This is a genomic window from Psychrobacter sp. UBA6766 (assembly GCF_002453355.1).
Classification (GTDB): Bacteria; Pseudomonadota; Gammaproteobacteria; order Pseudomonadales; family Moraxellaceae; genus Psychrobacter.
Map to the genome: position 1 here is coordinate 165208 of NZ_DKGQ01000004.1, position 16232 is coordinate 181439.

Here is a 16232-nt window from a genome sequence, read left to right on the forward strand (position 1 = left end):
AACGGATTAATCTGACCGCATTCGTGACTTTGTTTACTTAAAGACGCTTAGATTGAAAAGCGTTTAGATAATAAAAAATCCGTTAGTAGCCAAAATAGACAGAGCCAATCATAGCGTTGGGCGTTCACTGATTTAACCTTTCACTTGTGTAAATACATTATTGTTAATCAAGTGAGGAAGCCCAATATAACGATAGATATGCAATTTAAGTGGTTAAAGGTGGTTTGTAGCAGATTGTTGTGACTATTGCGATTATTGTCGGTAGCTTTCTCGCAAAAATTAGCGAGCGTTGCCGCATGATAGGATGTAAACCAACCTTTTTATTTACTTCTAAGCATTAACAGGCATTAGGAAAACCGTAATGGCAACTAGACAAGATAATACCATTAGCAATATTAAAACCCTGAACTATGACGCGGTCATCGTTGGTGGCGGCGGCTCAGGAATGCGTGCTTCATTGCATTTGGCCGAAGCGGGCATGAAGGTTGCAGTTTTAACCAAAGTATTCCCAACCCGTTCGCACACGGTTGCGGCACAAGGCGGTATTGGTGCAAGTTTGGGCAACATGAGCAATGATAACTGGCACTTTCACTTTTATGACACCGTTAAAGGGTCAGATTGGTTGGGTGACCAAGACGCCATTGAGTACATGTGCCGCGAAGCACCAAAAGTGGTGTATGAGCTTGAGCACATGGGAATGCCGTTTGACCGTAACGAAGATGGCACGATTTATCAGCGCCCATTTGGTGGTCATACCTCAAACTATGGCGAAAAAGCCGTTCAGCGTGCTTGCGCTGCAGCTGACCGTACCGGTCACGCACTACTTCATACGCTATATCAAAAAAACCTCCAACAAGGTACTGAGTTCTTTATCGAGTGGATTGCGCTTGATTTGATCAAAGATGACGCTGGTAACATCAATGGCGTCATCGCGATTGAGCAAGAGACAGGAACGGTTGCGGTATTCCAATCACCGATTACTGTTCTAGCAACAGGTGGTGCTGGTCGTATCTTTGCTGCTTCTACCAACGCTTATATCAATACTGGTGACGGTATTGGCATGGCGGTTCGTGCTGGTATCCCATTGCAAGACATGGAATTTTGGCAGTTCCACCCAACAGGCGTTCATGGTGCTGGCGTACTATTGACCGAAGGTTGCCGTGGTGAAGGCGCAATCTTACGTAATAAAGATGGCGAAGCGTTCATGGAGCGTTATGCCCCAACCGTTAAAGATTTGGCGCCGCGCGATTTAGTTTCACGTTCTATGGACCAAGAAATCAAAGAAGGCCGTGGTTGTGGTCCAAATGCTGACCATATCGTGATGGATATGACCCATTTAGGCGTTGAAACCATCATGAAGCGTCTGCCATCAGTATTTGAGATTGGTAAAAACTTCGCTAACGTTGATATCACTAAAGAGCCAATTCCAGTGATTCCAACCATTCATTATATGATGGGTGGTATTCCAACCACGATTCATGGTCAAGTCATCGTACCAGATCTAGAAGCAGGCCCAGATGAAGACGGTCTGTATACCAAAGGCAATGTGGTTAAAGGTCTTTATGCAATTGGCGAATGTGCGTGTGTGAGTGTTCACGGTGCCAACCGTTTGGGTACTAACTCACTACTTGATTTATTGGTCTTTGGTCGCGCTGCTGGTAAGCATATCGTTGATGAATTCCATCACGCCGATCACAACTACAAGCCACTTGATCCGCACGTGCTTGATTTTACCGTGCGTCGTTTAGACAAATTGCAACAATCAACCTCAGGCTACAATGCGCAAGATGTGGCTGATGAGATTCGTGCGACCATGCAAAAGCATGCCAGCGTATTCCGAACACAGGCAATGATGGACGAAGGCGTTGAGAAAATTCTAGCGCTTGGTGAAAAAATTGACCAAATCCATTTGGCTGATAAATCACAAGTTTTTAATACGGCGCGTATCGAAGCCTTTGAAGTAGCAAACTTATACGAAGTGGCAAAAGCAACCATGATATCGGCGGCTAATCGTCATGAAAGCCGCGGTGCACACAGTGTTTCTGACTATGATCGTCCAGAAGATGATGAATATGCACCAAACGGCCGTAATGATAATGATTGGATGAAGCATACCTTATGGTATTCTGAAGGCAACCGTATTGTCTATAAGCCTGTTCGTAAGGTGCCGTTGACAGTCGATTATGTCGAGCCAAAAGTTCGCGTTTATTAATTTTCGTATTTATTGATTCTATGCTCTGCACTTTTTGTGCATAAATAGAATTAACGTTTTATTCCTTATTCATTTATTAAAAGGTGACCGCCAGCGATAAGCCGCTATCAGCGCTATGATTCAATAGTATCAGCGCTGATAAATTACAGTTTCTAAACTGTTTGGCTTATCTGCCCGCCATCACCCATGTGTGGAGTTTAGCATTATGAGCCGAGGTACTCGCACCATCGAAATCTATCGCTACGATCCTGATGTGGACGCAGCGCCGCGCATGCAAACATATACGATTGAGCTACTAGAGTCAGATCGTATGTTGCTTGATGTGTTATTACGCCTAAAGAAAGAAGATGAAACCCTTACTTTCCGTCGCTCATGCCGTGAAGGCATCTGTGGTTCTGATGGCATGAATATCAATGGTAAAAATGGTCTGGCATGTTTGATCAACATGAACACTTTGCCTGAAAAAGTAACGGTTCGTCCATTACCAGGTCTACCAGTGGTTCGTGATTTGGTCGTCGACATGAACCAATTTTACGAGCAGTACGAAAAAGTTCATCCGTTCTTAATTAATGACCAGCCAGCGCCAGCAACAGAGCGCTTGCAGTCTCCTGAGCAACGTGAAAAATTGAACGGTTTGTATGAGTGTATTCTATGTGCGTGCTGTTCAACCAGCTGCCCATCATTTTGGTGGAACCCTGATAAGTTCTTAGGTCCAGCAGCACTATTGAACGCCAACCGTTTTGTCTCTGACAGCCGTGATACCGATATTCGTGCTCGTTTAGCGCGTCTGGAAGATCCATTCAGCCTGTTCCGTTGCCGCGGTATTATGAACTGCGTATCAGTTTGTCCAAAAGGTTTAAATCCAACTAAAGCTATTGGTCATCTACGTGATTTACTAATCGATCAAGCAGGTTAGTCTACCATTTATCATCAATTAGTTTTATAATAGCGCTGTTCAAAACACCACCTCTCATTAGGTGGTGTTTTTTATTAAAAATATTCAGAATGAGTGATGATCTAGAGTATCAAAATTGAATTTTTGAAAGAGATTGTTGAGGGACAAGGCGAATCAAAGACAGAAAGTAAGGCTGTATTAACAATACGTTGCTTGTATGTAAGAAGACATGCTATATCCGTCTTCTCTCTATATAATTGAGCATGACAACATATTTTCGTTAATGATTACGTGGGACAGGTTAAACCAAATCTTTAAACGCAGGCTCTATAACAACAGTCATAAGAGCATTTGTTATATAAGTTGTTTTTACTTATTAAGTGACCATTTATTGATAATTGGAAATTAACAAATTGCAAAAAATGATAATTAATATTCATTACGTAAATACCTAGTATTGAACAAACAAACTATGGCGTAGAGGGCAGACATGTTACTCTATACAGCAATGTATATTTAGCGAAATAGCCACTGCACTTTTACAATAGTAGAATAATTCAGTAAAAATAGCCATTTGATAGGCTAACTGAAAAAAGAAACGTTGATTAATACCTTATCATTAACAATTTAGTTATAGTTGAAAGCATTATATATAATTTAATGTTGTGAAACGAGTCGCTTCAGAAAACCCGCCGTTCACAAATAATTTTAATTAGAAGATTGGTATTGCAATCATGCTTTTGTCTTTAGACGAGATTGCTTTAGTAGAGAATCTCATCGAGAAAATGGTTTTATTTAACAGAGAGTTTTAACCGTAACAGACGATGACGAATGTCGCCAATACACAACGAATAACACAATAATAAGCACGATTCCATTCATTTATCTATCAAATAGACGATTATTATGAATAGTATAACTAAAGAAACTGCAAGCCAAGATCATACTGAACTAGCTGCCGATAACACCAATTATATCGAAGCGCTCTATGAGCAATATTTAGCTGATCCTAGTAGTGTCGATGACGATTGGCAAGCGTATTTTGAACAATACAAATCGCCAAATGATGCTCCGCATAATGCAATTAAAGATCAGTTCTTATTGCTGGCGCGCAATCAGACGGCAAATAAAGTAAGTGCTGAAACGTCTGACGATTCAAGTCATTGTGCAGACCCAAAACAAATGGGTGTGCAGCAACTGATTTCAGCCTACCGTCGCCGTGGCCATCGCCGCGCTAAGCTTGACCCCTTAGATTTACATCCACGTGCAGAAGTGGAAGATTTGACGCTGGCTTATCACAATCTTTCTGAAGCCGACCTTGATACGGTATTTCCGACCAATGATTTAAATATTGGTAAGGATGAGGCGACGCTACGTGAGATTATCGAAATCATGGAGCGTGTATACTGCCGTTATATCGGTATTGAATATATGCATGTCACCACCAGCACTGAAAAACGCTGGATGGAAAAATATTTAGAGACGAATCTAGGTTATATCGAGTTTGATAAAGAAAAACGTCTCTCGATTCTTGAGCGTCTAACCGCCGCCGAAGGCTTAGAAAAATATCTGGCTCGTAAATATACGGGCGTTAAGCGTTTTGGTCTAGAAGGTGGCGAAAGCTTTATCCCTGCTGTCAATGAAATTATCCAACGTGCTGGTGGTTATGGTACCAAAGAGATGGTTATTGGTATGGCTCACCGTGGCCGTTTAAACTTATTGGTTAATATCTTAGGTAAAAAACCTGCCGATTTGTTTGATGAGTTCGATGGTAAAGTCCAGCCAGAAAAAGGCTCAGGTGACGTCAAATATCACAATGGTTTTTCATCTAACGTGATGACCCCGGGTGGTGAGGCGCATTTGGCATTGGCGTTTAACCCATCGCATCTTGAGATTGTCGCGCCAGTTTTGCAAGGTTCGGTACGCGCTCGTCAAGTTCGTCGTAACGATCAACCATTTCAAGATAGTAAAACTGGTAACTCAGTACTGCCAATCGTCATTCATGGTGATGCCGCTTTTGCTGGCCAAGGTGTGGTACAAGAAACCTTCCAAATGTCACAAACCCGCGCTTATACTACGGGCGGTACGGTACATATTGTTATCAATAACCAAGTTGGTTTTACCACTAGCCGTCAAGAAGATGCGCGCTCAACCGAATATTGTACTGATGTCGCAAAAATGGTTCATGCGCCTATCTTGCACGTAAATGGTGACGACCCTGAGTCAGTGGTGTTTGCCGCGCAGTTGGCATTAGATTATCGTCATGAGTTTGATAAAGACATTATTATTGACTTGTTCTGTTATCGCCGTAATGGTCATAACGAAGCCGATGAGCCATCAGCGACTCAACCATTGATGTATGCGGTTATTAAGAAATTACCAACCACTCGTACTATCTATGCGCAGCAGCTCATAAAAGCTGGTTTGTTAAGCGAAAGTGAAGCCCAGCAGTACGAAGATGAATATCGTGAATCGCTAGATCGCGGCGACTATGTTGCCAACTCTCTAGTGAGCGAACCTAACGAAGCGCTATTTGTCGATTGGAAACCTTATTTAGGTCACGACTTAGTCGATGATTGGGACACGAGTGTCGATATCGAAAAGCTAAAAGAGTATGGCCGCCGCATGGCGCAAATGCCAGAAGGCTATAAGCTTCAGCGTCAAGTCCAAAAAATGGTTGAGCAACGTTTAGCCATGCAAACGGGTAAAGAACCTCTAAATTGGGGCGCTGCTGAAACTCTAGCATATGCTTCATTGGTTGATAATGACAATGTATTGGTACGTATTACTGGTGAAGATGTGGGCCGTGGTACGTTCTCACATCGTCATAGTGAAATTTATAACGTTAATGACGGCAGCATGTATGTGCCACTTTCACATATCAGTGAAACACAAGCACGCTTTGCGACTTATAACTCACTGTTGTCAGAAGAAGCGGTATTGGCCTTTGAATATGGTTATGCAACGACTGTGCCAAATGCACTAATCGTTTGGGAAGCGCAGTTTGGTGACTTTGTCAACGGCGCTCAAGTCGTGATTGACCAGTTTATCTCAAGTGGTGAAACTAAGTGGCAACGTGTTTGTGGCCTAACCATGTTGTTACCACATGGCTTTGAAGGTCAAGGTCCTGAGCATTCATCTGCTCGTCTTGAGCGCTTCTTACAGCTATGTGCTGAAGATAACATGCAAGTGATTACCCCAACGACACCAGCACAAATTTATCATGCGTTACGTCGCCAAGCGGTTCGTCCGATCCGTAAGCCACTGATTGTTATGTCGCCGAAGAGTTTGCTACGTCATAAATTGGCTACCTCAAACCTTGAGGAGCTGGCTAATGGTAAGTTTGAGACGGTATTGCCAGAGATCGATCAGCAAAACAACGACAACGTGACTCGCATGGTGCTATGTGGTGGTAAAGTCTATTATGACTTGCTAGAACAACGCCGTGCATTAGGTTTAGATCATGTTGCGATTGTGCGTATTGAGCAGCTTTATCCATTACCAGAAGAACGTTTGATTGCTGAAATTGAAAAATACAGCAATTTAAAAGAAATCGTTTGGACGCAAGAAGAGCCGCTTAACCAAGGTGCTTGGTATTATTTAGCGCCGCATATGTTCCGTATTGTCGTACCGCATCCAACCAAGGCGAAAGTTATGGAACCGGTTGCGCGTCCTCCAAGTGCGGCACCAGCAACAGGTTCAGCAAAATTACATATTAAGCAGCAACAAGATTTAATTGCTGGTGGCCTTGGCGTCAGTGTGGATGAGCTGTCTAAGTAGCAATCTATTTAAGCAACAGATTATATAAGATTCACGAATCAGGCGATGACAGTCTATACCGGCTATTACCATTGAATTAAGACAATTTAAAATGGTATTGACTGCCTATCACGACTTAATAATAAAGAGTAATATCAATATCTAAGGAGTATATCGATGGCTGATATTAAAGCCCCCGTTTTTCCAGAATCGGTTGCCGATGGCACCATCGTGGAATGGCACGTCACTGAAGGTCAAGAAGTCAGCCGTGACGACTTATTGGCTGAAATCGAAACTGATAAAGTGGTGCTAGAAGTGGTTGCACCTGATAATGGTGTGGTGACTAAAATCGTCAAGCAAGTCGACGATACGGTTTTGTCTGACGAGCTAATTGCAGAGTTTGAAGCAGGAGCTAGCGGTAGCGCTAATAATGGTAGCAGCGATAGTACTGATGAGCCTGCAGTTGATCCAGATCAGCCAGCAGCGCCTGTACAGCCAAAACAAGCCACCGATGGTGGTGAGCCAGTACAAGTGACTGATAAAAAAGATGAAGCTGACCATAAAGATCAAAGCCCAGCGGTGCGTAAAGCAGCGAAAGAAAGTGGCGTTGACCCTAAAAATGTTGAAGGCAGTGGTCGAGGCGGTCGCGTAACTAAGACTGACATGGCAAACCCAACGATAAAAGCTGATAGTTCTATCAAATCTGATAGTGGTCGTCCTGTCGCTGAATCAACTGGTGAGCGTACTGAAAAACGTGTTCCAATGACGCGCCTTCGTAAGACAGTTGCCAATCGTTTGCTAGCCGCTTCACAAGAAACGGCCATGTTAACCACGTTTAACGAAGTCAACATGAAGCCGTTGATGGACATGCGTTCTAAGTATAAAGATCAGTTCGAGAAGCGTCATGGTGTGCGCCTAGGCTTTATGTCGTTATTTGTGAAAGCAGCAACCGAAGCGCTCAAACGCTTCCCAGCAGTTAACGCTTCACTGGACGGTAATGATATTGTTTATCATGGCTACTATGATATCGGTGTCGCAGTTTCTTCAGATCGTGGTTTGGTGGTTCCTGTATTGCGTGATACCGATCGTATGAGCATGGCAGATGTTGAAGCTAAGATTCGTGAGTTTGGTGGTAAAGCGAAAGAAGGTAAACTCGGTCTAGATGACATGACTGGTGGTACGTTTACTATTTCAAACGGCGGCGTATTTGGCTCATTAATGTCAACGCCAATCTTGAATCCACCACAGACCGCTATCCTGGGTATGCATGCTATCAATGATCGTCCGATGGCTGTCGATGGTAAAGTTGAAATTCTACCAATGATGTACCTAGCACTTTCTTACGATCACCGTATGATTGATGGCAAAGAGGCAGTACAGTTCTTAGTAACTATTAAAGAGTTGGTCGAAGATCCAGCTATGTTGCTACTAGACCTCTAAGCCTATGAGCTTGTATCGGTAACTACTGATACAAGCTTTTTCACTTTGGTATAGGTAATTGTAGTTGTTCGATAAATAATGGATATCCATTGGTTCTTATCGTGTATTAACGACAGAATAAAACTATCGTTTATAGATCAACAGCCTAACCATTCGTTTAGATCCTAAATAAAATTAGAAATAGGAACGTACTATGAAAGACAATTATGATCTAGTCGTCATCGGCGGCGGTCCTGGTGGTTACGAAGCAGCGATTCGTGCAGGACAGTTAGGTATGAGCGTGGCTTGTATCGAAAAACGTGTTTATAAAGGTGAACCAGCCCTCGGCGGTACTTGCTTAAACGTCGGTTGTATCCCATCAAAAGCCTTACTTGATAGCTCACACCGCTATGAAGCGACCAAGCACGATCTTGCTGAGCATGGTATTAGCACCGGTGATGTGGCTGTCGATATCGAGCAGATGATTGCGCGTAAAGAGGGTATCGTTAAGCAATTGACCGGCGGTGTTGCGGCATTGTTAAAAGGCAATGGCGTTGACTGGTTGCAAGGCTGGGGCACGCTTACTGATGGTAAAGGCGCGGACAAAAAAGTTAAATTTACCGCCCTAGAAGACGATTCTGAGACCACAATCACGGCTAAAAACGTCATTCTTGCAGCAGGATCGGTGCCTATCGATATTCCTGTGGCAAAAACTGACGGCGACCGTATTGTTGATTCAACTGGCGCGCTTGATTTCACTGAAGTACCGAAACGTTTAGGCGTGATTGGTGCTGGCGTGATTGGTCTTGAGCTTGGTTCAGTATGGCGCCGCTTAGGTGCGGAAGTGGTTGTTTATGAAGCACTTCCAAGTTTCTTAGCCGCCGCTGACAAAGACATCGCTAAAGAAGCAGGCAAAATGCTGAAAAAGCAAGGTCTTGATATCCGTGTCGATACCAAAGTCACCAATGCTGAAGTGAAAGGTGATCAAGTCGTTGTGACCAGCGAAGCCAAAGGTGAGTCTAGCGAAGAAAGCTTCGATAAGCTTATTGTTTGCGTAGGTCGCCGTGCTTATTCTGAAAAACTATTGGGCGAGGACAGCGGTATTACTTTGACCGAACGTGGTCTTATCGATGTTGATGACCAATGTAAAACCAACCTTGATGGTGTTTATGCGATCGGTGACTTGGTTCGTGGCCCTATGCTCGCGCATAAAGCCATGGAAGAGGGCATGATGGCTGTTGAGCGCATTCATGGCGAAAAAGCGCAAGTCAACTATGACACTATTATCAATGTCATTTATACCCATCCAGAAATTGCATGGGTTGGTTTGACCGAGCAAGAAGCGACTGAAGCGGGTTATGAAGTCAAAACCGGTTCATTTAACTTAGCAGCAAACGGTCGTGCGTTGGCGCAAAGTGAAGCCCAAGGCTCTATCAAAGTTGTTGCTGACGCCAAAACAGATCGTTTGTTAGGTATGCATGCTATTTCTGCTGGTGCTGGCGATATTGTTCATCAAGGCATGATTGCGATGGAATTTGTTTCTAGTATCGAAGATTTACAGTTGATGACGTTTGCGCATCCAACAATCTCTGAAGCGGTTCATGAAGCGGCGTTATCAGCAGATGGTCGTGCAATTCACGCCATTCAACGTAAAAAACGTAAGTAATTTTTTAGATCAAAAGCGTTTAGAATCAACTACGTTTAAGATAAAAAGCTTTTAAGTCATTAAAGGCGTTTAAGTAAATATCAAGTTTAACCGGATGGCGCGGCCACTTTCTCTATAGAGATAGCGGTCGTCGTCGTCATGGGTGCTGCAGAGATATTCTGCTAGGCACTTGTTTTCACTTTTTATTAATTGTAAAAAATAAAGGATACAATCAATGAATTTACATGAGTATCAAGCAAAAGAGCTACTAAAAAGCTACGGGCTGCCTATTCAAGAAGGCATTATCGCTCATAATGGCGACGAAGCAGCTGCAGCTTTTGATAAAACGCCAACAGACATTGCGGTTATTAAAGCGCAGGTTCACGCTGGTGGTCGCGGTAAAGCGGGCGGTGTGAAATTAGTTAAAACTCGTGAAGAAGCTAAGCAAGTTGCTGAAGAGCTTATCGGTACTAATCTGGTTACCTTTCAGACTGACGCAGAAGGCCAACCGGTAAACTTTGTTTTGGTTGCAGAAGACATGTACCCAGTACAAACTGAGCTGTATCTTGGCGCAGTTGTTGACCGCTCTACTCGTCGTGTTACCTTTATGGCATCAACTGAAGGTGGCGTTGATATCGAAGAAGTCGCAAGCGAAACCCCAGAAAAAATCTTCAAAGTAAGCGTTGATCCATTAGTTGGTCTTATGCCTTATCAGGCGCGTGAAGTGGCGTTTGAGCTTGGTCTCGAAGGTAAACAAATCAATCAGTTTGTAAAATTAATGACGGGTGCTTATCAAGCATTTGTTGAAAATGATTTTGCTCTACTAGAGATTAACCCACTAGCAGTGCGTGAAAATGGCGAAATCGTTTGTGTCGATGGCAAGATTGGTATCGACTCAAACGCTCTATACCGTTTGCCTAAAATTGCCGCGTTACAAGACAAAACACAAGAAAATGAGCGCGAGCTAAAAGCGGCTGAATTTGACCTAAACTATGTCGCTCTAGAGGGTAACATCGGTTGTATGGTGAATGGTGCTGGTCTTGCGATGGCAACAATGGACATCATCAAATTGTACGGCGGCAAACCTGCTAACTTCTTAGACGTTGGCGGCGGTGCAACCAAAGATCGCGTGGTTGAAGCGTTCAAAATCATTCTAGAAGACAGCAGTGTTGAAGGCGTTTTAATTAACATCTTCGGCGGTATTGTACGTTGTGACATGATTGCAGAAGCGATTATCGAAGCAGTTAAAGAAGTGAACGTTCAAGTTCCTGTTGTTGTTCGCTTAGAAGGTAATAACGCTGAAAAAGGTGCCGAGCTACTAGAGCAATCCGATGTAAAAATTATCTCAGCTCAAGGCTTGGCAGACGCAGCGCAAAAAATTGTCGATGCGGTTAAAGCATAAGCCTTTAATATGAGCCGTGAGAATAAGCGCTGTTTTATTGATAACACGTTTAAACAAACGCTTAAGCATGATAGTCAAAGCGTGATAGCAGTTTTTAGTATGCGTGTAAATTGTTAATATTTAACGATAAATGAGCTCGTAAACTGCTATTGCAAGACAACCGAATAAGGAAAAAATAATGAGTGTATTAATTGATAAAGATACCAAAGTATTGGTACAAGGTTTTACTGGTAAGAACGGTACATTCCACTCTGAACAAGCTATCGAATATGGCACCAAAGTTGTTGGTGGTGTGACACCAGGTAAAGGCGGTCAAACGCATTTGGGTTTGCCGGTATTTAACACTATGGCAGAAGCGATGGAAGCGACCCAAGCCGACGCATCAGTTATCTACGTACCAGCCCCATTTGTTCTAGATTCTATCATTGAAGCAGTCGATGCAGGCGTAAAATTAATCGTTGTTATCACTGAAGGTGTACCAACGATCGATATGCTGAAAGCCAAGCGTTATATCGAAGAAGCAGGCGATGTACGTATGGTTGGTCCAAACTGCCCAGGCGTTATCACGCCAGGCGAATGTAAGATCGGCATCATGCCAGGTCATATCCATCTACCAGGTAAAGTGGGCATCATCTCACGCTCTGGAACGCTAACTTATGAAGCCGTTGCACAGACCACCAAGCTTGGTTTTGGTCAATCAACTTGTATCGGTATCGGCGGTGACCCTATCCCAGGAATGAACCAAATCGATGCGCTAAAACTGTTCCAAGACGATCCACAAACTGAAGCTATCGTGTTAATCGGTGAAATTGGCGGTACTGCTGAAGAAGAAGCCGCTGCTTATATCAAAGAGCATGTCACTAAGCCAGTCGTTGGTTACATTGCTGGTGTGACTGCGCCTGCTGGTAAGCGTATGGGCCATGCTGGTGCTATTATCTCTGGCGGTCAAGGTACTGCTGAAGAGAAATTTAAAGCCTTTGAAGATGCGGGCATTGCTTATACTCGCGATCCATCAAAAATTGGCGATAAATTAAAAGAAGTTACTGGTTGGTAATTTAGGTATCAAACGGTAACCTACTACCAAATCAGCGTTGAAAAAAATATAAGGCACTCCTACAATGGGGTGTCTTTTTTTATTCTAAAAATAACTTTTCTTTGACTGAAATTAAAAAACTATGAAAAACAAGATATTGGTAACTGGCGGCGCCGGATATATCGGCTCGCACACTTGTATAGCCTTGCATGAGGCAGGGTATGATATTGTGGTATATGACAACTTGTCCAATAGTAGCCGCGAAGCTGTTCAGCGTGTCTCTACCCTTATTGGGCAGCCAATCGAGTTTATCGAAGGCGATATCCGAGATGCTGAGCTACTAAAACAAGTCTTTACCAAACATCAAATCTTTGGTGTGATTCACTTTGCTGGCTTAAAGGCCGTTGGTGAATCCGTGGCCAAACCCCTACTGTATTACAACAATAACGTCAGCGGTACAATTGCTTTATTGGAAGTCATGGCAGCGGCCAATGTTAGGAATTTGGTTTTTTCATCTTCTGCCACTGTCTATGGCGATCCTGACGTACTGCCGATTGATGAGAGCGCAAAGCGTTCTTGTACCAATCCTTATGGTCAAAGCAAACTGATGGTCGAGCATATGCTGCAGGATTTGGCAGCAACCGATGAGGGTTGGAACCTGATCGCGCTGAGATACTTTAATCCCGTAGGCGCGCATCCATCTGGACAAATTGGCGAAGACCCAAACGATATTCCCAATAATTTAATGCCTTATATCTCTCAAGTCGCGGTCGGGAAGCTTAAAAAACTCAGCATTTTTGGTAATGATTACGCTACCGTAGATGGTACAGGGGTTCGTGACTTTATCCATGTTACTGACCTTGCCCAAGGCCATGTCGCGGCGCTTAATTATCTAGAGCAGCAAAAATTATTAATGAAAGATTGCTCAGATAAAGAAAGTTCACATAAAGACGGTTCAATAGGTTTTTTACCCATTAACCTCGGAACGGGTAAAGGAACGTCTGTTTTAGAATTGGTCACGGCTTTTTCTGAAGTGTCAGGGCAAGACATTCCTTATCAGTTCTCTGCTCGCCGCGCAGGCGATATTGCCAGCTGTTATGCCAGCGCTGACAAAGCAAAGGATTTATTAAACTGGGAAGCGAAACTGTCTATCACTGAGATGTGTCAAGATACGTGGCGTTGGCAAAGCAAAAATCCCCGTGGCTATCATAGCGCTTAGTAATTGTTAAACTTATCTTTTACCTTCTACTTTTTAATACAGTCTAAAAATTATGAAAAAAATTACTCATGCTGTTATTCCCGTTGCAGGCTTTGGCACTCGTATGCTGCCCTTATCTAAATCTGTGCCAAAAGAGCTGTTACCACTTGGTAATCGTCCCGCGATTCATTACGTCGTTGAAGAAGCGATTGCTGCTGGCATCAAACACATCGTTTTGGTTGGTCATGCGCAAAAAAGCGCGATTGAAAACTATTTTGACGTCAATGCTGAACTGGATAACCAATTGCGTCAAAAAGACAAAGACGCGTTAGCCGATAGCTTAAATTGGCTACCAGAGGACGTAACAGTGTCTATGATACGTCAGGGCAAACCGCTAGGATTGGGACATGCGGTATTGGCGGCACGTCCAATCATCGGTGAACATGATTTTGCCGTCTTGTTACCCGATGTGGTGCTTGATCCATTTACCACCGATATGACGACTGACAATTTGGCATTTATGATTGAAGCGTTCACTAAAGATAATCATTCACAAATATTGGTTAATGAGGTGGCAGATGAAGATGTGCACAAATATGGTATTGCCCAGTTAAGAGATGCGAATGAAATCGATCAGGCTGATACCAATGCAAGCTTTAAAGTCGTAGGTTTTGTAGAAAAGCCAAACTTAGCCGATGCCCCTTCAAAATTGGCCGTCGTTGGCCGCTATGTATTTAGCAACCAAATTTTTGATTATTTAGCCAATACCGAAGCGTCGGTTGGTGGCGAGATTCAACTGACCGATGCTATAGATGCGTTAATTAGCAAATATGGCGTCAATGTCACGACCATGCGTGGCGATAGTTATGACGCAGGCGATATGCGCTCGTATATGCAAGCGTTTATATATTTTGCCGAGCAGCAATTAAGGGGTGATGCTAGCTAATGAATGCGATAACTAATAATAAAAAGTGTAAGAGTGCCCGTCACTCCGAGTATTGGCAGCATTTATGTAAACTGGCGGAGCAATCTTGGTCACTGGCGACCCTGTTCGCCCAAGATAATGATCGTACGACCCGTTTTAGCACGCAAGCGGGAACGCTATACATGGACTACAGCAAGCAATGTATCGATGAGCGCGTATTAACCAATTTGCTTGGCTTAGCGGATAGTTGTGAATTATCTATCCGAATTGAATCCTTGTTACAAGGAGCAATGGTCAATACCAGTGAGGAGCGTGCAGCGCTGCATACTGCGCTACGCCTGCCTGCCACGGCAAAGTTACAAGTGAGTACACAAAATGTCGTTGCTGATGTGCATGAGAGTTTGGCACGGGTAGAAAGATTGTCAGAGCGGGTACGCAATGGCACTTGGCGCGGGTTTTCGGGTAAGGCGATGACTGATGTCGTTAATATTGGCGTTGGCGGCTCTGATTTAGGGCCACTGATGGCAACGACTGCGCTTGACGAGTGGGCAGATACGGATATTGAAGTGCATTTTGTCTCTAATATGGATGGCACGCAGCTCGATAATTTGCTAAAGCACTTAAACCCTGAAACTACTTTATTTATCATCTCCTCTAAATCTTTTGGTACCGTTGATACGCTGTCAAATGCTAAAACCGCGTTATCATGGCTGCTTGCTACCTCTAAGCTACGCGCTGGTACTGAAGACAGTGTGTTACGCCGCCATTTTATTGGCGTATCAGCCAACAGTGAAAAAATGAGTGCCTGGGGCATTCACCCTGAGCATCAATTGCAGCTTTGGGAATGGGTTGGCGGACGTTTTTCATTATGGTCGGCGATTGGGCTTGCCATTGCCATTCGTATCGGAATGTCTGGTTTTAAAGAGCTATTGGCGGGCGCTCATAGTATGGATGAGCATTTCGCCCAAGCAGATTTTGCCGAAAATTTGCCAGTGCTGTTAGGATTACTTGCCGTTTGGAACAGTACCTTTTTACAAGTCAATGCACATACCGTGCTGCCTTATGATGGACGTTTAGAGTATTTGCCCAGTTATTTGACCCAGCTTGAGATGGAAAGTAATGGTAAATCGGTAACGCAGCATGGCGGGCACTTGGATTATGATACTTGTCCAATCTTGTGGGGCGAGATTGGCTCAAATGCTCAGCATGCTTTTTATCAACTTTTGCATCAAGGGACACAGCAAGTGTCTTGTGACTTTATTACTTGCGTTCGTCGTTATAGTGATAGCACCACAAATGAATCGCTACAGCAGCAGCACGAACTGTCTTTGGCTAACTGTCTGGCGCAAAGTCGGGTGCTGGCGTTTGGTAATGCTGCTATTGCTGATGGTGATGTTAAAGCGGTTTCTTCTGCTGATAAATATAAATATTACCGCGGCAATCAGCCGTCAACCACGCTCCTTATCGATGAGCTGACCCCCCATAGTCTGGGCGAGCTGATTGCGCTTTATGAGCACAAGGTTTACGTCATGGCAAGCATTTGGGATATCAATCCGTTTGATCAATGGGGCGTTGAGATGGGCAAGCGAATGGCAGAGTCGGTACATACTGCCATGCAGCAAGGCGGCGATGAGCAATTTGACACCTCGACAAATCAGCTATTGCAGCATATTAAGTTGTTGTCTTAATAAGCTACTGCTAGTTACATCATGCAACTGGTTTATCCACGCCACTAACTTTGTAA

At 43.7% G+C, this 16232-nt stretch carries 10 protein-coding genes; all 10 read left to right on the forward strand.

The window, feature by feature from the left end; genetic code table 11:
- Positions 1 to 361 precede the first annotated feature (361 nt).
- The 10 genes from sdhA to pgi all read left to right on the forward strand — a co-directional run bounded on the left by sdhA (position 362) and on the right by pgi (position 16176).
- On the forward strand, positions 362 to 2212 hold the full coding sequence (gene sdhA / locus B4K26_RS01015) for a succinate dehydrogenase flavoprotein subunit (protein WP_296243025.1): 1851 nt from the start codon (positions 362 to 364) through the stop codon (positions 2210 to 2212).
- Between the two features lie 205 nt (positions 2213 to 2417).
- Entirely contained in the window at positions 2418 to 3128 is a 711-nt protein-coding gene (locus tag B4K26_RS01020; protein WP_296243026.1) for a succinate dehydrogenase iron-sulfur subunit, read from the forward strand.
- Positions 3129 to 4013: 885 nt separating this feature from the next.
- Positions 4014 to 6887, forward strand: a complete 2874-nt coding sequence (locus B4K26_RS01025) for a 2-oxoglutarate dehydrogenase E1 component (protein ID WP_296243027.1) — start codon at positions 4014 to 4016, stop codon at positions 6885 to 6887.
- Between the two features lie 156 nt (positions 6888 to 7043).
- The gene (gene odhB, locus B4K26_RS01030; RefSeq protein WP_296243028.1) at positions 7044 to 8306 is read left to right on the forward strand and encodes a 2-oxoglutarate dehydrogenase complex dihydrolipoyllysine-residue succinyltransferase; all 1263 of its coding nucleotides are present in this window, start codon (positions 7044 to 7046) and stop codon (positions 8304 to 8306) included.
- A gap of 193 nt (positions 8307 to 8499) precedes the next feature.
- The gene (gene lpdA / locus B4K26_RS01035; RefSeq protein ID WP_296243029.1) at positions 8500 to 9951 is read left to right on the forward strand and encodes a dihydrolipoyl dehydrogenase; all 1452 of its coding nucleotides are present in this window, start codon (positions 8500 to 8502) and stop codon (positions 9949 to 9951) included.
- 214 nt (positions 9952 to 10165) lie between these two features.
- Positions 10166 to 11332, forward strand: coding sequence for an ADP-forming succinate--CoA ligase subunit beta (gene sucC, locus B4K26_RS01040; protein ID WP_296238391.1), 1167 nt, complete (start codon positions 10166 to 10168; stop codon positions 11330 to 11332).
- A 178-nt stretch (positions 11333 to 11510) separates the two neighbouring features.
- Positions 11511 to 12386, forward strand: a complete 876-nt coding sequence (gene sucD / locus B4K26_RS01045; protein WP_296238389.1) for a succinate--CoA ligase subunit alpha — start codon at positions 11511 to 11513, stop codon at positions 12384 to 12386.
- A 121-nt stretch (positions 12387 to 12507) separates the two neighbouring features.
- Positions 12508 to 13584, forward strand: coding sequence for a UDP-glucose 4-epimerase GalE (gene galE, locus B4K26_RS01050; RefSeq protein WP_296243030.1), 1077 nt, complete (start codon positions 12508 to 12510; stop codon positions 13582 to 13584).
- Positions 13585 to 13636: 52 nt separating this feature from the next.
- Entirely contained in the window at positions 13637 to 14509 is an 873-nt protein-coding gene (locus B4K26_RS01055) for a UTP--glucose-1-phosphate uridylyltransferase (RefSeq protein ID WP_296243031.1), read from the forward strand.
- Positions 14509 to 16176 (forward strand): glucose-6-phosphate isomerase, encoded by a 1668-nt coding sequence (gene pgi / locus B4K26_RS01060; protein ID WP_296243032.1) that lies wholly within the window; start codon positions 14509 to 14511, stop codon positions 16174 to 16176. Before B4K26_RS01055 ends, pgi begins: the two co-directional genes overlap by 1 nt.
- Positions 16177 to 16232 lie beyond the last annotated feature (56 nt).

Excerpts from the sequence above, each read along its gene's own strand:
- sdhA (WP_296243025.1), top strand. The coding sequence starts at position 362 with ATGGCAACTAGACAAGATAATACCATTAGCAATATTAAAACCCTGAAC.
- B4K26_RS01020 (WP_296243026.1), top strand. The coding sequence starts at position 2,418 with ATGAGCCGAGGTACTCGCACCATCGAAATCTATCGCTACGATCCTGAT.
- B4K26_RS01025 (WP_296243027.1), top strand. The coding sequence starts at position 4,014 with ATGAATAGTATAACTAAAGAAACTGCAAGCCAAGATCATACTGAACTA.
- odhB (WP_296243028.1), top strand. The coding sequence starts at position 7,044 with ATGGCTGATATTAAAGCCCCCGTTTTTCCAGAATCGGTTGCCGATGGC.
- lpdA (WP_296243029.1), top strand. The coding sequence starts at position 8,500 with ATGAAAGACAATTATGATCTAGTCGTCATCGGCGGCGGTCCTGGTGGT.
- sucC (WP_296238391.1), top strand. The coding sequence starts at position 10,166 with ATGAATTTACATGAGTATCAAGCAAAAGAGCTACTAAAAAGCTACGGG.
- sucD (WP_296238389.1), top strand. The coding sequence starts at position 11,511 with ATGAGTGTATTAATTGATAAAGATACCAAAGTATTGGTACAAGGTTTT.
- galE (WP_296243030.1), top strand. The coding sequence starts at position 12,508 with ATGAAAAACAAGATATTGGTAACTGGCGGCGCCGGATATATCGGCTCG.
- B4K26_RS01055 (WP_296243031.1), top strand. The coding sequence starts at position 13,637 with ATGAAAAAAATTACTCATGCTGTTATTCCCGTTGCAGGCTTTGGCACT.
- pgi (WP_296243032.1), top strand. The coding sequence starts at position 14,509 with ATGAATGCGATAACTAATAATAAAAAGTGTAAGAGTGCCCGTCACTCC.